Annotated in this window: 20 protein-coding genes; 17 read left to right on the forward strand and 3 right to left on the reverse strand. The window is 39.9% G+C overall.

The features are described from left to right. The coding region (locus tag HMPREF3032_RS01750; RefSeq protein ID WP_197413478.1) for a YadA-like family protein at nt 1–2,047 on the forward strand (2,047 nt) is incomplete at its 5' end. 429 nt (nt 2,048–2,476) lie between these two features. Here the strand turns inward: HMPREF3032_RS01750 and HMPREF3032_RS01755 are convergent. Beyond that, complete coding sequence (locus HMPREF3032_RS01755; RefSeq protein ID WP_062401350.1) at nt 2,477–2,698, reverse strand: DUF6290 family protein; 222 nt, start codon at nt 2,696–2,698, stop codon at nt 2,477–2,479. 91 nt (nt 2,699–2,789) lie between these two features. On the opposite strand from HMPREF3032_RS01755, the gene HMPREF3032_RS01760 reads away from it, so the two are divergent. Both HMPREF3032_RS01760 and HMPREF3032_RS01765 read left to right on the forward strand, forming a co-directional pair. Then, nucleotides 2,790–2,990 (forward strand): hypothetical protein, encoded by a 201-nt coding sequence (locus HMPREF3032_RS01760; protein ID WP_062401354.1) that lies wholly within the window; start codon nt 2,790–2,792, stop codon nt 2,988–2,990. 52 nt (nt 2,991–3,042) lie between these two features. Beyond that, a complete protein-coding gene (locus tag HMPREF3032_RS01765; RefSeq protein ID WP_062401356.1) occupies nt 3,043–3,426 on the forward strand; it encodes a thioesterase family protein in 384 nt (127 codons plus the stop codon). A 337-nt stretch (nt 3,427–3,763) separates the two neighbouring features. Here HMPREF3032_RS01765 and HMPREF3032_RS01770 read toward each other — a convergent pair whose 3' ends face one another. After that, nucleotides 3,764–4,360 carry an ECF transporter S component gene (locus HMPREF3032_RS01770; protein WP_082717770.1) on the reverse strand — a complete coding sequence of 199 codons (597 nt, stop codon included), beginning with the start codon at nt 4,358–4,360 and terminating at the stop codon, nt 3,764–3,766. A gap of 9 nt (nt 4,361–4,369) precedes the next feature. Then, complete coding sequence (locus HMPREF3032_RS01775; protein WP_062401359.1) at nt 4,370–5,212, reverse strand: pyridoxamine kinase; 843 nt, start codon at nt 5,210–5,212, stop codon at nt 4,370–4,372. Between the two features lie 172 nt (nt 5,213–5,384). Here HMPREF3032_RS01775 and HMPREF3032_RS01780 point away from each other — a divergent pair, with 172 nt between their 5' ends. From HMPREF3032_RS01780 to ftsH, 14 genes are all read left to right on the forward strand, one after another. Beyond that, nucleotides 5,385–6,941: an ABC-F family ATP-binding cassette domain-containing protein gene (locus tag HMPREF3032_RS01780; protein ID WP_062401361.1), complete on the forward strand. Its 1,557-nt coding sequence runs from the start codon at nt 5,385–5,387 to the stop codon at nt 6,939–6,941. Between the two features lie 9 nt (nt 6,942–6,950). Further along, nucleotides 6,951–7,517, forward strand: a complete 567-nt coding sequence (folE, locus tag HMPREF3032_RS01785) for a GTP cyclohydrolase I (protein ID WP_062401363.1) — start codon at nt 6,951–6,953, stop codon at nt 7,515–7,517. Then, nucleotides 7,510–8,343, forward strand: a complete 834-nt coding sequence (gene folP, locus HMPREF3032_RS01790) for a dihydropteroate synthase (RefSeq protein ID WP_062401365.1) — start codon at nt 7,510–7,512, stop codon at nt 8,341–8,343. Before folE ends, folP begins: the two co-directional genes overlap by 8 nt. Then, complete coding sequence (gene folB, locus HMPREF3032_RS01795) at nt 8,343–8,705, forward strand: dihydroneopterin aldolase (protein WP_009353117.1); 363 nt, start codon at nt 8,343–8,345, stop codon at nt 8,703–8,705. Before folP ends, folB begins: the two co-directional genes overlap by 1 nt. Then, nucleotides 8,705–9,184, forward strand: a complete 480-nt coding sequence (gene folK / locus HMPREF3032_RS01800) for a 2-amino-4-hydroxy-6-hydroxymethyldihydropteridine diphosphokinase (RefSeq protein ID WP_062401367.1) — start codon at nt 8,705–8,707, stop codon at nt 9,182–9,184. Before folB ends, folK begins: the two co-directional genes overlap by 1 nt. A gap of 101 nt (nt 9,185–9,285) precedes the next feature. Beyond that, nucleotides 9,286–10,230 (forward strand): phosphodiester glycosidase family protein, encoded by a 945-nt coding sequence (locus tag HMPREF3032_RS01805; RefSeq protein ID WP_062401368.1) that lies wholly within the window; start codon nt 9,286–9,288, stop codon nt 10,228–10,230. An 8-nt stretch (nt 10,231–10,238) separates the two neighbouring features. Next, nucleotides 10,239–11,141, forward strand: coding sequence for a hypothetical protein (locus tag HMPREF3032_RS01810; protein ID WP_062401369.1), 903 nt, complete (start codon nt 10,239–10,241; stop codon nt 11,139–11,141). A gap of 119 nt (nt 11,142–11,260) precedes the next feature. Beyond that, entirely contained in the window at nt 11,261–11,581 is a 321-nt protein-coding gene (locus tag HMPREF3032_RS01815; protein ID WP_009353121.1) for a hypothetical protein, read from the forward strand. Between the two features lie 256 nt (nt 11,582–11,837). Beyond that, on the forward strand, nt 11,838–13,244 hold the full coding sequence (locus tag HMPREF3032_RS01820; protein ID WP_009353080.1) for a pyruvate carboxylase subunit B: 1,407 nt from the start codon (nt 11,838–11,840) through the stop codon (nt 13,242–13,244). A gap of 163 nt (nt 13,245–13,407) precedes the next feature. Next, nucleotides 13,408–13,707 carry an FtsB family cell division protein gene (locus HMPREF3032_RS01825; RefSeq protein ID WP_009353118.1) on the forward strand — a complete coding sequence of 100 codons (300 nt, stop codon included), beginning with the start codon at nt 13,408–13,410 and terminating at the stop codon, nt 13,705–13,707. A gap of 98 nt (nt 13,708–13,805) precedes the next feature. Next, nucleotides 13,806–14,714 carry a Ppx/GppA phosphatase family protein gene (locus tag HMPREF3032_RS01830; protein ID WP_062401371.1) on the forward strand — a complete coding sequence of 303 codons (909 nt, stop codon included), beginning with the start codon at nt 13,806–13,808 and terminating at the stop codon, nt 14,712–14,714. After that, nucleotides 14,701–15,996, forward strand: coding sequence for a tRNA lysidine(34) synthetase TilS (gene tilS / locus HMPREF3032_RS01835; protein WP_062401373.1), 1,296 nt, complete (start codon nt 14,701–14,703; stop codon nt 15,994–15,996). Before HMPREF3032_RS01830 ends, tilS begins: the two co-directional genes overlap by 14 nt. Before the next feature lie 22 nt (nt 15,997–16,018). Beyond that, nucleotides 16,019–16,555, forward strand: coding sequence for a hypoxanthine phosphoribosyltransferase (gene hpt / locus HMPREF3032_RS01840; RefSeq protein ID WP_009353069.1), 537 nt, complete (start codon nt 16,019–16,021; stop codon nt 16,553–16,555). A gap of 57 nt (nt 16,556–16,612) precedes the next feature. Further along, the gene (ftsH, locus tag HMPREF3032_RS01845) at nt 16,613–18,538 is read left to right on the forward strand and encodes an ATP-dependent zinc metalloprotease FtsH (protein WP_062401375.1); all 1,926 of its coding nucleotides are present in this window, start codon (nt 16,613–16,615) and stop codon (nt 18,536–18,538) included. The last annotated feature ends 181 nt before the right edge of the window (nt 18,539–18,719 follow it).

Raw genomic sequence — 18,719 nt, forward strand, 5'->3', positions numbered from 1 at the left:
TAAAAAAGAGGCAGAAGGTACTAACCCTGCGACACCAGCTACAGTAGATTTTGGCAATACAAAAGTAGTAGCACCTAATTTAGAAACATCTATTACATATCGTGCGAATAGTGCAGAAGATGCAGATGCTAAGACTGTAAAATTACAAAAAGGATTGAACTTCGTATCTGGTGATGGTACAACAGCTACTGCTGAAGCAGCAAAAGCAGGTATCACAATTGCAGCGGATAAAGATGGTAAAGTTGTATTTGGCTTAAATGAAGCAACTCGTAATGCTATTGATAATGCAGCAGATAAAAACTTAAGTAATTTATCTGATGCTGGTACAAACAAAGTCAAAGAATTAGCAAAAACAGCAGCTCAAGAATCTGTAAAAGTAGCTTCAGGTAACAATGTGATAGTAAAAGCTGAAACAAAAGGTGACGTTACTACATACACGGTTAATGGTCGTGATACAACTGTAAAAGCAGCTGATAATGGTAGTATTTCTGTCACTGGTGGTGAGTTAAATACTAAAGGTGAACGTGAATACATAGTAGATTTAACAGCAGATGCGAAAGCTGAACTGGGTAAGATTTCTAATCTAAATACACGCTTGGGCAGTGCAGAAGGCAAAATCACAACGCTTCAAAGTGATATGATGAACGCAAAAGCTGATATTGAAGTCTTGAAAGGTAATACAGCGACTAAAGACTTAGACAATATATCTGATAAAGGTAAAGAGGTTATTACTGGTTTAATTGATGTGAAAGGTGAAAATGGTGTGACTGTTACATCAGCTCCTGATACAAAATCAAAAGTAAAAACTTTCACAGTGAAAATTGGCGATTCTGCTACATTTGGTAAGGGTGATAAAGCCGTTGCTATCGATGGAACTACAGGTACTGTAACTGTAGGTGACAAAGATAAAACGAATACAGCTATCACTCCTGAAGGTGTGACAGTAACGACTAAAAATGCTGATGGCACAGATAAGTCTAAAGTAGAAATCAAAGATGGTACGATTTCAGGCTTAACCAATACTGATTGGGATCCTACGAAAGTAGCTACAGCAGAAGATGCGAAGAAAGATCCAACATCTGCGATAGCGAAAGAACGTGGTAAAGCAGCGACACAAGGTCAAATCAAAGACGTGGTAGATAAAATTGTCAATGGCCGCGGATTTGAAGGTGATGATAATAAAAAAGTTAGCGTTGCCTTAGGTGACACGTTAGGTATTAAAGGTGGAGCTACTGGTTCCTTAACAGAGAACAACATTGGTGTAGTATCTACTGAGGCAAAAGATGGTAAGCCAGCTACGATGACTGTTAAGTTAGCGAAAGATGTGAATATGAAAGATGGTTCCACATCTTATGATAATTACGTACCTGAAATAAAAACAAATCCAGATGGTTCTAAAGAAATTGTTAAGAATGCAGATGGATCTGTGAAATATCAAACAGGTAAAGATGGTAAGCCGATTCATATAACTACAACAGTGAATGCTGGAGGTGTAACGATTGCACCAAATCAAGGAAGTGGTATTCCAACTGTTTCTTTAACAGCGGATGGTCTAGACAATGGTGGTAACCAAATTCACAATGTAGCAGCAGGTACAGCTAATACGGATGCAGCCACAGTAGGTCAAGTACGTGCAGCAGCACATGCTTTAAATAACCGTGTGAATGAGGCAGGTGCTCATGCAGCGGCATTAGCAGCGATGAATCCATTGAGCTATGATCCTCTTAAAAAATCTCAAGTCATGGCAGGCGTTGGATCCTATAAAGGTAACAAAGCCTTAGCATTAGGTGTGGCTCATTATGCTAACGAAGATACTCTATTTAATGTAGGTGTTGCCGTTGGCGATGGAAGCAACATGGTCAATGCAGGTGTGACATATCGATTTGGTGGAGAAGACAGTGCAGTTCCTGAACGCTACAAAGGCGGCCCAATTTCTTCTGTCTATGTAATGCAAGACGAAGTAAGTGCATTAAAAGCAGAAAATGCAGAAATGAAAGCGCAAATGAAAATGCTTATGGAACGTATTGAAATGTTAGCGGCAAAATAACTCAATAGGAGATAGCTTATCGCTATAGGAAAGAATGGACATCACGTCGAAAGACGTGGTGTCCATTTTACATGTTAGAAATGGACTACAGTATGTGATAGTGATTATTGGTAAAATGATGAAGGTACTGGTGATGACGACAATATCCCAGAACGCTACAAATGTGGTCCGATCTCCTTCGTTTATGTAATGCAAGATGAAATTTTTGCATTAAAAGCAGAAAATGCTAGAAAAGATGCAGAAAATGCAGAAATGAAAGCACAAATTAAAATGCTTATGCAACGCATGGGTATGGCATAAAACTAAATAATAGTTAATACTGAATAACAATAGTTAAAAGTTAATTATGCATACCAAAAAGTGGGTACCAACATCGAAAGACGTGGTACCCACTTTGCTTTGATACTTTGTGTAATTTAACTTGAATAACTACTTAATATCCCATTCTTTAGTAGCAGCTTCAAATGGTAAAAACTCCATAGAATCTTTTTCTTCTAAATAATCATTGACGATAGATACATCGTATTCATCTTCTATTTCTTCTAATAGCATTGCTTTTATATATTGAGAGATAGTCAGCCCTTTATTTTCAATGTGCTGACGAAGTAGCTTGTATTCACTTTTAGTGAAATGTATAGATATAGTGGGCATAGATATTACTCCTTTTCTTATGTTTATTGTAAAACAGTGGGGTGCATTGTCAAGACTATAAAATTCAACAGGATTGAATTTATGTGGCTGAATGTCTATAATGGATCCAGATGGTGGTCGATTTATTTTTGATGATGTAGATATGGGATTTTATAAGCGAGAAAGTAATCAAAAGAGCTATTATATTATTATTGATTTTGATGAAAATGCAGTAGGAGATATCCATAAGTGTCTATCTCTGAAATCGAAATATCATCAAGAAAAAATAGAAAAAATCCCTCAAAAGTGCTAGAATGAAATCAAATGATAGTTTGGATTACTGTTAATATTAGAAAGGAGTTTCTATGGCAATCGAGATTGGACAAGTTGGTATGGCTACGGTGGTAGTGGAAACTAATAATACAGCGGAGTATATGGGGAGTGGTACGTTACCTGTATTTGCCACACCTGCGATGGTGGCATTGATGGAGAAAGCAGCCTATACTGGGATTCAAGGTGATTTAGGAGACGGCGAAGGATCCGTAGGGATTCACATGGAAACAAGTCATGAAGCGGCTAGCCCATTAGGTGCAACTATAACTGCAATGGCAACGGTAGTAGCTGTTGATGGTAGAAAAGTAACCTTTGAAGTAGTAGCTAAAGAAGGTGAAAAAGTCATCGGCCGTGGCACACATGAACGGTTTATTATTAATAATGAGAAGTTCATGGCCAAGATCGTCACTGGTTAAGTTATGTAGCCTGTGGCGTTTGTAACTAAATTATATAAAGGGAAGAGCAGTGCATATTCCTTCGCAAACGGTATTTCATAATGTTTGCTCAGGAACACGCACTGCTCTTCATATATTAGTGCTATTTGGATAGTAAAGAACGCCACAAGGCTACTACACATAAGGGCGTTCCTTACTTAAACATGTAAGTGAAAAGCCTAACGAATGAGGTCTAGCCACCTCAACACGTTAGGCCATTTCAATTCTCTAGTATCCTGAGATGAGCCTAACGCCTTCGACACGTTATTGGCTCTCTTTTGTTATGTCTAGTATACCATACTTTCAAGGGTATGACAAATTATTTACGAGGGATACGGTGTAGGATCGGGATTAATAGCAAGGCTACTAAGATGCCGATGCCGCTGGTTAGGAAGGATGCAGGGAGTCTTGTGACGGCAGCGATATAGCTATCCAGTACAACCCACCATGCTACGAAGTATCCTGCAGCTGTCCAAATAGCACCTACTAGCATAGCTAATAAGATGCGAGGGGTAGATATGGAACGAGCAGGAATGGAAGGTCTCCAACCTACTGTTAATATACCTACAATTACGCCCGCTAGTCCTTTGATTATGATGGAGAATAAGGTGTATTGGGAATGGCCCATGATGAGGTCAAAGATACCAGATCCAATGGCGCCAGCGAGCCCTGCATAGAATCCGCCGAATACGGATGCTATGGAGAATAGGGCAGCGGAACCAAGATGTACCATGGCACCTGTTGGTAAAGGTACTTTAATAGTCGTAAACACGATGCATAAGGCAGATAATAATCCGATATAGATAATATCTTTTGTTGTGGATCTTGAGCTAGTAGATATAGCCGGTTGTGTATGCTGAGACGTTGCTGTGTTAGTAGATTGGGTCATATCATTGTTTGTTTTGTACGTGTTCATGAAACCTCCTTATTGTGGGTCTGGAATAGAAATTAAACGATCTAATAATAATTCAAGCGCTAAGCCGTCACGAAGAGAACCGATTGTTTTGTGGGTGAATTTGACTGCCTCTGTAGTAAATTGACCGGCAATGCGAGATGCCTCTTCTGGTGTATAGCCACGTAATACGAGGGCTGTTAAAATAGCTGTGAAAGTATCCCCTGTGCCGTGGGCCTTCACCTGTACTAATGGATTGGATACCCAAGTGATAGTATCTGTACTACCCCGATAGACGGCGATGAGGGCGGCATCCTCAGATGGTAAGCTAGATAAGACCACATATTCTGGGCCTTGCGCATGTAAGCGGCGACACATATCATAGATAATCTCTTCCGATTGCGGTGTAGGGTCATAAGGCATGTCTAAGAGGAAACAAGCCTCTGTGTAGTTCGGCTTAATGATGAAAGCTTTGGTGATGAGTTTACGCATTTCTTTCACCATTTCCTCGTTGTAGATGGAGTAGAGTTTGCCATCATCCGCCATAGCGGGATCTACGACAACTAATTTATCTTTGCCGAATCGTTCGATGGCATCTTCAACAAGGCGAATTTGCTCAGGTGATGCGAGAAAACCACTTTGGATGGCATCGAAAGTGATATTATTTTTATTCCAACAGTTGTAGAAACTTTCAAGGTGATCCGTAATATCCACCATTTCAAAATTAGGATATTCTAAATGATTGCAAAGCACCGCTGTTGGTAATGGGATAGGTTGGCACCGTAAAGCGCTCACTAAAGGTATGAATACAGTTAGTGAACAACGGCCTACAGAGCTCATATCTTGTATAGATAAGATAGTAGGTACATGATTCATGGGATATACTCCTTTTTGTTAGTATTAGAATACTATTAGTATACACTCCCACAGTGTCATGCGTAAATACACAGAAAATATAAAAATAACAGGACAGATGTTTAAAAACTAGAAATTATTGCCATGTTAACGTATAATAAAGAGATACATAACAATAGTTTGGAGATTGAATATGAGTGTTTTAACTGTAACCAATGTAACCCATGGATTTGGGGCAAGACAAATACTAGATGATGCCTCCTTCCGTTTGCTGAAAGGCGAACACGTAGGCCTGATCGGCGCCAACGGAGAAGGAAAGTCAACATTTTTAAATATCATAACAGGCCACTTGATGCCTGATGAAGGAAAAGTGGAATGGTCCAATCAAGTGACGGTGGGTTATTTGGATCAGCACAGTGTATTAGAGAAAGGGATGACCATTCGTGATGTATTACGAGGGGCTTTCGATTCTCTATACGGTATTGAACAACAACTGCAAGATGCCTATTTAGAGATGGGCGATTGCTCTGAGGACAGAATGAATGAGCTTATGGAGCTCACTGGAGAGTGGCAAGAGATGCTAGAGCAGCGTGGATTCTATGAAATCGATGCTACCATTGAACGAACTGCGCAAGGTTTAGGCTTGATGGATATCGGTCTGGACCGTGATGTGATGGATCTCAGTGGTGGTCAACGGACGAAGGTGTTGCTCACAAAGTTGTTGTTAGAACAACCTACTATACTGTTGTTGGACGAACCGACAAACTATTTAGATGTGGACCATATTAAATGGTTGCAAAACTATTTACAAAATTATGAAAATGCCTTTATCTTAATCTCTCATGATGTGGAGTTTTTAAATTCTGTGGTGAATGTGATTTACCATATTGAACAAGCTCAGCTCACACGATACACAGGAGACTATTACCAATTCCTAGCTGCTTACGAAGTGAAAAAGCAACAAGCTTTGCGTGCTTACGAGCGTCAACAACAAGAAGTGGCAGACATGAAGGATTTCATTCAGCGCAATAAAGCCCGTGTAGCGACTCGTGGTATGGCAAACTCGAGAGCAAAGCGGTTAGAAAAAATGGAAATCTTGGAGAAACCACAAGAAAAGATAAAACCATCTTTTGGATTTAAAGAGGGACGCACCCCAAGCCGTTTTATTGTGGATGCGAAGGATCTTGTCTTGGGCTATGATGAGCCCTTGACACGTCCTGTAGAAGTGGTGATCGAACGAGGTAAGAAAATAGCTATTCAAGGCGTGAATGGGTTAGGAAAAACAACCTTATTAAAAACCTTATTAGGTATGATTCCCGCTCTATCTGGAAAGATAGAAAAAGGTGAGTTCTTACAAATTGGATATTTTGCTCAAGAAGATAGTCGAGATAATTCTAAAACGGCTTTAGACTATATTTGGGATGCCTATCCGTCCCTGACTAATTCTGAGGTGCGTGCAGCTTTGGCTCGTTGTGGACTTACCAATGAGCATATTACCAGTCAAATGCGCGTCTTATCTGGTGGGGAAAATGCAAAAGTTCGCCTATGTAAATTGATGCAAGAGTCCTATAATGTGCTTGTCTTGGACGAACCGACGAACCATTTGGATGTGGATGCAAAAGCAGAATTGGCGCGGGCATTACAAGCTTTTAAAGGAACCATTGTCCTAGTTTGCCATGAGCCTGAGTTTTACGAATCTTGGGTAACGGATATTTGGACTATCGAAGATTGGACCACGAAAATTATTTAGGAGATGACTATGAAAGAACAAGCTATAATGGGTGTACGCCAATTATTAGAAGGTCTTGATATCAATTTAGAGACAAAGGGCATGACAGATACGCCCAAACGTGTAGCTACGCTGTTTGAAGGCTTGTTTTCTGGGTGTCATAGCACTGGAAAAGAGGCGTTAGGTGATGTATATCCTACGGAGCATACAGGCCTTGTATCAGTGAATCACATCCCCTTTTATTCGATTTGCGAACATCATTTAATGCCTTTCTATGGCAAAGTACATATTGTGTATCAACCACGAGATGGTAAAGTATTTGGCTTGGGCCGATTGAAAGCATTAGTGGATGTCTATGCCAAGCGCCCACAATTACAGGAACGATTGACCCATGACATTGCCACATCTTTAGTGGAAGAGGGCAATGTATTGGGTGCCATGGTAATGGTAGAAGCCACCCATTTGTGTATGCTTATGAAAGGCGAAGTGGCACAGGAAACTGTGGCAAAAACGATGGTGGCCACAGGTATACTAGAGCCCATGGGGACATTACGCGAGGAAGCATTGGTGTTATTAGGAGGTAACGATCATGTTTAAGTACCGCAAGTACAACTGGCAAGATGGTAAACAATTAGAGCTAAAAGACCGTACATTAATTATGGGAATTTTGAATGGAACTCCAGATTCTTTTTCTGATGGAGGTCGTTACAATACTTCTGATACAGCCGTAGCCCATGCAAAACTAATGATAGAACAAGGGGCAGATATTCTTGACGTAGGCGTTGAATCTACGCGTCCTGGGCATACACAAATCTCTGTAGCAGAAGAATTAGAACGTATGAAAGAAGTGCTGTTGCCTGTTCTAGAATGCTCTACTGTGCCTGTATCTGTGGATACATACCGAGCAGAAACAGCTGATTTTGCCTTATCTCAGGGGGCTCATATATTGAATGATATATGGGGCTTAAAATATGATAAGGACATGGCAGCGGTAGCGGCAAAATATGATGTGCCAGTCATCATTATGCACAATCAAAATAGTACTGATTACGATGACATTATCGATGATATGAAGGCATTTTTCTTCTCCTCGGTGGATCTAGCTTTGAAAGAAGGAGTAAAACCACAAAATATTTGGCTTGATCCAGGCATTGGTTTTGGCAAAGATTATGCTCAAAATGTGGAAGTGATCCAACGGTTAGGAGAAATTACAGTGTATGAATATCCTGTTTTATTGGCGCCTAGCCGTAAGCGTTTCATCGGAACCATACTAAATGATATTCCCGTGGATCAACGAGATGAAGGAACGGTAGCTACTTGTATTACAGGGATGATTCAAGGTGTAGATATGGTGCGAGTTCATAATGTGGAAATGCATAAGAGGGCAATTACCGTAGCAGATGTACTATTACGAGGTGAGTAATGGACAGAATTAATTTGAGAAACATGGCATTCTATGGGTATCATGGTAATCTACCAAGCGAAAATGAATTAGGTCAACGATTCTTTGTGGATATTTCTATTGGTGTAGATTTGACGAAACCTGGACAATCTGACAGTATTGAAGATTCTATTAATTATGCAGATGTATACGAACGGACAAAAGCTATTGTAGAAGGACCGTCACAACGACTGATTGAACGGGTGGGTACACTCATTGCAGATGATTTATGGAATACCTATCAAGGGATTGTAGGGCTTTCAGTGACAGTGCGCAAGCCAGAAGCGCCGATCCCCGGTGTGCTAGATTATGTAGAAGTAGTGATTACACGAGGGCAATTATAATGTATACCTATTATATTGGTATCGGTTCTAATCTAGGTGACCGAGAAGGATATTTAGCATTTGCGGTGAATCAACTAGTAGGTATACAAGGTGTAACTGGCGTAGAGCATTCGAACTGGATAGAAACGCCACCATGGGGGCCAGTGGAACAAGGACTTTTTTTAAATGGGATTCTGAAAGTAAAGTCCACCTTAGAACCTCTGACCATGCTAGAAACTATATGGCATATTGAGCGTTTAGCGGGTAGACAGAGAGAGATCCATTGGGGACCTAGAACATTAGATTTAGATATTGTGTGGATAGAAACTGAAGCAGGTCAAGTTGTGTGCGTGGAAGAAGCTAATTTAGTGGTACCTCATCCCTATTTTTGGAAACGCCAATTTGTGTTGGAACCGTTGCGAGAGGTGTATCCTCACTTTTCCTATGAAGGAGTATCTATTTCTGATCGAATAGAAGAGTTACGAGTATTGGAGTCTTAACAGACATTACACATAGCCTATTGTATTTACTTAGGCCTGTTGGTATTGCGACAACAGTATATCTGCAGTATAGGATAGGAATAGATAAAGGAGCATATTATATGGGTTCTTTTTTTAGAAAAGGATGGGTAAAATTTATCCTTCTCATGTTTATATTTACAGCTATTACATCACCTATCGTGGTGTTGTTTGGCCCTTTTGATAACATTAAACGCACTGTAGTAGGTGCTATTTTACGGTCTCGACATCCACATTATATTACGTGGCTCTATACGCCTGAAGAAATACAAAAAATTGTGGGTACAGTTGGGACTGGTGAAAACCAAGAATTATTTAAGTTTGATGTAAAAGAAGATACTACATTGAATTTGCGTAAAATTGAGTCTAATCGGTATACGGGATATTTACTAGAAATTCCAGATCCACGAAGAGTTCAGGTAGCTACAGCACCTCATCTTAATGAAAAAGGCGAGACGACTAGTAATATTGCTCGTTTGAATGGGGCAGTAGCGGCTATTAATGGGGGTGGATTCCATGACCCTAATGGGACAGGAACAGGGCGTTCTCCGTATGGATTTATCTTGCATGATGGAGAGTATGTATTAGGTAAAGATGTAGGACCTGATGAAGATGTAGATTTCATTGGTTTTACGAAATCTGGTAACTTAATTGCTGGTACGTACAACAAGCGTGAATTGAAAGAGATGGGAGCCAAAGAAGGTTTAACTTTCGGTCCACCGCTTATCGTAAATGGTAAGAAGATGATTACTGATGGTGATGGTGGCTGGGGCATTGGACCTAGAACAGCCATTGCTCAAAAGAAAGATGGGACGGTCCTATTCTTAGTCATTGATGGACGTCAAGCCTACTCTGCTGGAGCTACTTTGCGTGATGTGCAAGATATTTTATACCAAGAAGGGGCTGTGATTGCAGCTAATTTGGATGGTGGTTCTAGCACCACGTTGTTCTATAATGGTAAAACTGTGAACAAGCCTGCAGATTTGTTAGGTGAACGCATGATTCCTACTGTATTTATCGTGAAATAGGAGAGTCTATGAATACCTTTGGAAAAGTAACAACAGCCTTTTTGCTAGGCTTAGTTTTGCAAGGTGGTGTCTACCTGTATTTAGACCAAGTATACTTAGCGCCTACTACAAATTTTCAGGTGATCAATGGCGAGGAAGTAGATAAAAACTTTCCAGATGTGAAAGAGGGAACTCGCTATTACTCTCATGACCATAAATATATGGCTGTAGTGGAACAAAATCGTGTGGATATATACACGGCTGGTAAAGAAGCTCCTGTTACATTGGATTTAAAAGAACGGGAAGTATCTTATTTTGAATGGATGTCGGATCGTGATTTAGCCATTGTTGGTTTGTTCGGCGGCCGTCATAATGATGTGATGTTAGCTCGTATTGACCCTGAAGCACCAGAACATGAAATTGATACAACTATTAATTCTGTTCCTAATGGATCGCGTATTACAGATGTGGCGTACTCTGCGGCAACGAATGTAGTCTACATGAAGGTCCGTGTCGGAGACGGTGCATATCGTGTATATCGTACAGATGCAAACTATGATACGCGTCGTGTTTATATGCAAGCTTCTGATATTGGGCGTATCGGCATGTTCTACAATGAAGATCGGTTCTTCTATGATAATGTACGTACTGGAGATGTATTTATGTTTAATGGTACAGAAGGTGGATGGCGTGCCATCAACCCTCCAGGAAAATTCCGTTTAATCGGTGTTACCCAAGGACAATTGATTTACATTGTTAAAGTGGATGATAAAAATCGTGCCTTAGAGGCCTATGAAGGTAAACTAGGGGTAGGTTTTAATAAAGTTTATACCTATGATAACCCAACAGAATTATCAGAAATTACTGTAGATTCTATTTTAAAGGATAAAGAGTCTGCTAAAGATAGCGGTTCTTCTGAGAAAAAGCAATAAAGAGTTATACGATACATGTAACTTTCAGTAATAAAATTCACTGTCTTTCATAAAAAGCTATAACAATTAGTCATAATAGAAACAAAATTGTGGGACATATGGAAAGAAGGAACTAAAAAATGGCGAAATTTAAAATCCAAAAAGGATTAAGTGATGCGGACATGATGAAAGGGTTTGTGGAAACAGAAACCTTTGAGACTGCTATATTGAAAGATAATGCCAGTACAGGTAACAAACTAGGGGCCAAAGTAAAGTCACATAAAACGGAAGATGATTTTTATCAAGAGTTTTTAACAGAGCGGATAAAAACAGAAATTGGCAAGTTGTTGCTAGCGATAAAAATGGATTATTTTAAAGAGGATGTAAAAGACTTTTCTATTCAGGTAAAACGAAATGGTCAACATATTGTGTTAGAAACAGCGCCTAAAAAAGTGAAATAGATATACATCAGTTGACAATGAATATCGAAACAAAAGTGGTGAAATTCCTCTAAAATAGTGGCTATACATGTAACTACATCGATAAAATTCATATGATTAAAAAGCATGTATTTAGGTTGACAAAGATGGCGTTTAGTAGTCTAATATAGTTATGTACATTATACATGAGATAACTGTTACTCATGTATTTAATAATTCCCTCTCTATCAGGTGGTAGAGTCTTGATAGAAAAGGGTCAATGTGAAGGAGAAGGATTATGAGTGCAAAAAGAGTAAGATTAGTAGAAACAGTTCTTCGTGATGGTCATCAATCTATCTTGGCTACACGTATGCGTATGAGCCATATGCTTCCAGCATTACAACAATTGGATGAAATTGGTTATGATGCTTTGGAATGCTGGGGTGGTGCAACATTCGATAGCTGTATCCGTTTCTTGGATGAAAACCCATGGGAACGTCTTCGTACATTAAAAGCAAACTTAAAAAACACACCATTGCAAATGTTACTTCGTGGCCAAAACTTATTGGGTTACAAACATTATGCTGATGATGTAGTAGAAGCATTCGTTCGCAAAGCAAAAGAAAATGGTATGGACCGCATCCGTATTTTCGACGCATTGAACGATCCTCGCAACATGCGTGCTGCTATCGAAGCTGGTAACAAAGCAGGCGTTCATGTACAAGGTACTATGGTTTATACAATCAGCCCTGTACACACTAACGAAAGCTTCGTAAAAGTAGCTAAAGAATTGAAAGAAATGGGTATTGATTCCCTTTGCATCAAAGATATGTCCGGCTTATTAGCTCCATACGATGCAGAATCCCTAGTAAAAGACTTACGCAAAGAATTTGGCGAAAAATTTGATATCGACTTACACAGCCATTTCACTTGCGGTTTAGCATCTGCTACATACTTAAAAGCAGTAGAAGCTGGCGTTGATATCATCGACACTGCATTGAGCCCATTCGGCCATGCAACTAGCCAACCTGCTACTGAATCTATCGTTGAAATCTTCAAAAACACTCCATACGATACTGGTTTAGATCTTGCTAAAATGCGTGAATTAGCTACATACTTCCGTGGCGTTCGTAAAGAAATCGCTGATGAATTCGGCTTGACTCCAGCTCATGAAGTATTGCCAGAAGTTCGTCATTACCAAATTCCTGGTGGTATGTTGTCCAATACTCAAAATCAATTGAAAGAAATGGGTATGGCTGACAAATTCTTCGACGTAATGGATGAAATGCCTCGCGTTCGTGAAGATCTTGGTTTCCCTCCATTGGTAACTCCAACATCTCAAATCGTTGGTACAATGGCTATGATGAACGTGTTGTTCCAATCCCAAGGATTGCCTCGTTACAACACTACACCAGCTGAAGTAAAAGACCTAGTTCGTGGTAAATACGGTCAACTTCCAGCGGCTGTAAAACCAGAAATCAAAGAATTAATCATTGGCGACGAAACTCCTATCACTCATCGTCCAGCTGATGACGTAGCTCCAGAAATGGAAAAAATGCGTGCTGATCTTGAAGCTAAAGGCTTCACTGGCGTAACAGAAGAAGACGTATTAACATACGCAATGTTCCCAGAAGTAGCTCTTCAATACTTCGAAAAACATGCAACACCTGTAACTCAAAAAGTATTGAACTACAAAGGTGAATAGTTAATCCTTACATTCACATATAAAAAGCGACCCCCTAGTGGGGTCGCTTTTTATTGTATATCATGGAGGCATCGTAGTAGTTGCACTCTTTTATAGGAAGTGTACACGGAAATGCCTACATATGCTATAATACAATTATAGATACAATACAGGAGTGATAGGTATGGCAAATGTAAATGGAAAACCGAAAGGATCGGCAAAGAGAAAAGTAAATAGAAAATTAGACAAAGTTCGCTTAGCCTTGTTTATCTTGTTTGCCATAGTAGTAGTGCAGCAAGTATATACAATCTATAGTTTACATCAAGAAAAACATCAACTTGAACAGCAGTTGCAAGAATTAAAGAAAGAAAATGAAAATTTATCAGAACAAAAGAAGTTATTAGAAGATGATAAACATATCGAAGGTGTAGCACGGGAAGAACTGGGCTTAGTGAAGCCAGGGGAAGTTCCCTATGTTCGATAAGGGAAAGTGATACAAGAGTATCACTTTTTTTGTGTGTACCATGGATAGACTATAGATATGATTATAAATAACTAAGGATAGAAAGTTGAGCGATAGAAATGGAACAATGTATAGTAGAACAAGGTAGTCGGATTGGAATTGTGGACTTAGGTTCTAATTCGTTTCGGGTATTGTTGGGGACCTATGATGGTTCGCAGTGGCAGAATGAACCTAAGCAATTATGGACCACACAATTAGGTAAACGTCATAGTAATGGACTATTAACAGAGGAAGCTATGGAGCGTGGTGTTCAGGCTCTCAAAGAAATAGAAGAGGTACTCACTGACTATGGGGCTACTATCCGCATTGGTCTTGCTACGAGTGCCATTCGAGAATCAGGAAATGGCAAGGACTTCTTAGAGAAAGCCAAGCAAGCGTGTCCTATGGAGTACCGTGTACTAAGTGGTGAAGAAGAGGCTACCTATGGATTTATAGGGGCCACGGTTTATGAACATCCAGACTTTCACTATGCTACTATTGATGTAGGGGGAGGAAGTACGGAAATTGCCTTGGGTGATGCGAACCATGTGTACTTTACAAAATCCTATCCAGCTGGTGCTGTGCGTATGCAAGATATATCTAGTGAGGGACCCCAACGTGTATGGGAAGAAACTGTGCGTATGTGGGATGAACTACCCATTGAAGGGACGTTTGGCGAGTTTATTGGTATTGGTGGCACCGCAACATCCTTGGCGGCGATAGATTTGCAAATGGAACGTTACGATCCTAGACGAATACAGGGGCATCGTATGGACCGCGGTACTATTGAAGCTATGATATTACAGCTTCGGTATATGAGTCGTGAGGAACGGTTGGAAGTGAAAGGTTTGCAACCAGGGCGTGTAGATATTATTGTGCCAGGGGCCGAGATTATTACATCTCTTATGGATACCTATCAAATTGGATCGATTGTGGTCAGTGAAGCTGATGGATTAGAAGGGTGGCAAGCGCAATATGGTGCAAAATAAACCCTATTATTCTTGGGCGCCTTTGGTGACTAGTTTGTTAGATGCCTATGAAAGTCAAGGAGATTTGCACACCAGTATAGAAGTGGAAAAGGCCAATGAAACACGCAAATATGTGGAGATGGTTGTGCCCTTGCTGACGATGGAAGAATTGGCTGAGCAAGTAGATAACAGTCGCACCGTGTTGAATAGATACTATGGAGAGAATTGTATTGATCAGTATCATACGTATCGACACCGTATGTATCAATCTACTATCCCTATGAATCGTAGTCGAGAGAAAGCCTTATATGGAGATATGTGGGCTACTGTATTGCGGTTTCGGCAGGCAGTGACTGCAGCGATGGGGGACTCAATAACAAAAGATACGCCTCTATTGTTAGCCTGTTCCGGTGGAGTAGATTCTATAGCCTTATTGCATTATTTTTATATAGAGGGATTCACGAATGTAGGCGTATTTACTATGGAGCATGGACTTAGAGTAGAGGCTTTAGAAGAAGTGGAGCTAGTAGAATGGTATGCCTTACAATTTGGTATGCCCTGCTATACAGTGCATGAACATGTTGGTGATAAGGCCAAAGAGGAAGGTATATCCTTTGAGATGATGGGGCGTCAATTGAGGTATACTCATCTACAAGATATTGCAGAAGATAAGGGATATGAATATATTGTGACGGCTCATCATTTAGATGACCAAGGGGAAACAATCTTAGCTCACTTGTTACGTGGAACTGGACTAGAGGGTTTACAAGGAATGAAAACTATCACAGAAAATCTGTGGAGACCTTGTATATCTTTACCTAAACAGGTATTACAAGACTATGCTAAGTGGTTGCAGTGTTTTCATGGAGAAGATGCATCTAACCAAGATACGACCTATGATAGGAATTGGATTCGACAAGTCCTGATACCTACCTGTACGGAAAGGTATCCACAAACAGTGAATGCCTTGTATCGGTTAGGTACATTGGCGCAATGTGATACCTCCTATTTTGAGCAAGAGGTGACACGGTTAGAATCGGACTATGTCAGTCATGATGAAACTGGCATAGTGTTGGATAAACGAGGGCTGATGGGTGAGCATGATGCCTTAGTGAGCCGACTATGGAAACGAGTATTAAGCCTTTATGTGAAACCAGAACAATTGAATCAGGCAGTTATAGATGGTTTATGTTCTTTAGTCAAAGGTCCAAAGGGAAAAGAATTTCGTTTCCGTCAGGTGCAAGTTTTGACGTCATATGATACAATTAAGGTTGTTCTATGTAGTGACATAGAAAAGAAATAGAGCTAACTAATAAGGAGTTACTATGATACCAGAAGTGAAAGAATTATTGCTTTCGGAAGAACAAATTCAAAAACGAGTGGCGGAATTAGGTCGTCAAATTACAGAAGATTATAAAGGTAAAGAAATTGTCCTTGTAGGTGTATTAAAAGGGGCCATTGTATTCTTTACAGATTTAGCACGTCATATTGAAGGCGATGTAAAAATGGATTTTATTTCTTGCTCTAGTTACGGTAGTAGTACTGTAAGTAGTGGGGTAGTTCGTATTTTAAAGGATTTAGATCGTCCTGTAGAAGGAAAACATGTGATTGTAGTAGAAGATATAGTAGATACTGGTACAACCTTGTCCTATTTACTAGAAAACTTGCAATCTCGCAAAGCGGCTAGTGTTCGTCTTTGTTCCTTGTTGAATAAACCAGATCGTCGTAAAGTAGATGTTTATGTAGACTATGAAGGCTTTGTCATCCCAGATGAGTTTGTCATTGGATATGGTTTAGATTACGATGAAAAATATCGTCAATTGCCGTATATTGGCATTTTAAAAGAAGAAGTCTATCAATAATCGTTGATATATTCGACAAAATTTGATATGATAAATAAGTATCAATTTAGATTATAGATGAGAAAGGAGAAAAATTTGAAGCGAGGCTTAAAAAACGTACTCCTCTATTTGTTGATAATTGTCGCAGCAGTGGCAGCGATTAACTCTTTTTCTGAAGGTACAAAAAATAAATCAGAAATTACATATACATCGTTCCTACAAGAGGTGCAACGAAAAAATGTAGAGAGTGTCACAATTACAGGGGATCATTCTATTACAGGTAAATTAAAATCTGGTACAGAATTTGCTACCTATGCACCAAGTGATGCAGGTATTTTTGCAAAACTGTCCGAAGGTGGTGTTGATGTAACGGCGCAACCGCCTGAGCAACCAGCTTGGTGGGTTAGCTTATTAACATCTGCGTTACCAATTGTATTGATTATTGGATTCTGGTTCTTTATGATGCAGTCTACACAAGGTGGATCTGGTCGCGTCATGAACTTTGGCAAATCTCGTGCTAAAATGCAGGGAGAAGGTAAAGTTAATGTGACCTTTAAAGATGTGGCTGGTGCAGATGAAGCTAAGCAAGAATTGGAAGAAGTCGTTGAATTCTTACGTAATCCTGGTAAATTTAATGCGATCGGGGCTAAAATTCCAAAAGGGGTCTTATTGTTTGGCCCTCCAGGGACAGGTAAAACCTTGTTAGCACGTGCTGTAGCAGGGGAAGCAGGAGTTCCATTCTTTACCATTAGTGGATCTGACTTTGTAGAAATGTTCGTTGGTGTTGGTGCCTCTCGTGTGCGTGACTTGTTCAGTCAAGCTAAGAAAAATGCACCATGCATTATTTTCATCGATGAAATTGATGCAGTAGGTCGTCAACGTGGTGCAGGTCTTGGTGGCGGTCATGATGAACGTGAACAAACCTTGAACCAATTGTTGGTAGAAATGGATGGTTTCGGTGCCAATGAAGGTATTATTACCATTGCGGCTACGAATCGCCCAGATATTTTAGACCCAGCTTTATTACGTCCAGGTCGTTTTGACCGCCAAGTGACAGTGGGTCGTCCAGATCTTCGTGGTCGTGAGGCGATTTTACAAGTCCATGCTCGTAATAAACCGTTGGATCCAGATGTGGATTTAAAAACGATCGCGAAAAAAGTACCTGGTTTTACTGGTGCTGATTTGAGCAATTTATTAAATGAAGCAGCGTTGTTAGCAGCTCGTCAAGATCGTAAAACGATTTCCATGCATGACTTAGAAGAAGCTAGTGAAAAAGTAAGCTATGGTCCTGAGCGCAGAAGTCATGTGGTGAGTGAAAAAGAACGTGAATTGACAGCATACCATGAATCTGGTCATGCTATTGTGGCTCATTTATGGCCAAATGCAGATCCTGTTCATAAAGTAACAATTATTCCTCGTGGTAGCGCAGGTGGTTACACCATGATGCTCCCACAAGAAGAGAAAAACTATATGACACGTTCCCAACTGCTAGCACAGATTCGCGTGGCTTTGGGTGGACGTTGTGCAGAGGCGATTGTACTAAAAGAAATCAGTAGTGGTGCTTCTGGAGACTTACAAATGGTAACGAACATTGCTCGCGAAATGATTACTCGTTTGGGTATGAGTGATGAGCTAGGACCATTGGTATTTGGTGAACATCAAGAACAAGTCTTCTTAGGTAAAAGTTTAGGCTCTGAACGCAATTATGGTGAAGCAGTAGCTGAAAAAATTGACAATGAAATGCATCGCATTGTAGCAGAAGCATACGGTGATGTAATGAACTTGTTAACAGAAAATATTGATTTCTTACATAATATGGCGAAAGCTTTATTAGAAGAAGAAACAATTGATGCTAAGCAAGTGGAAAACTTGTATCGCTATGGTACTTTACTAAGTCCAGAAGAAGCACAAGCAAAAGCAGAAGAGGAAGAGAATAGTAAGAAAACTCCTCTAGAAGTGGCAGGTATCGTGATGCCAGATAAAATTGATGTATCAAAAGAATAATCTAAGATGCTAATAGGAAGGTATCTTCCCCTAGGGGAAGGTACCTTTTGTGCATATTAGATTTAATCAAGATGTATTATGAGCCCTTTTTTGTTGGTGTACCAAATTGGCATAGCTATGGATGGTGAATTACTTAGAAAAGACTTGCTTTTTATGTAGGACCTCTGTACAATCGTATTGT

This window comes from Veillonella sp. DNF00869 (genome assembly GCF_001553345.1).
Taxonomy (GTDB): Bacteria; Bacillota; Negativicutes; order Veillonellales; family Veillonellaceae; genus F0422.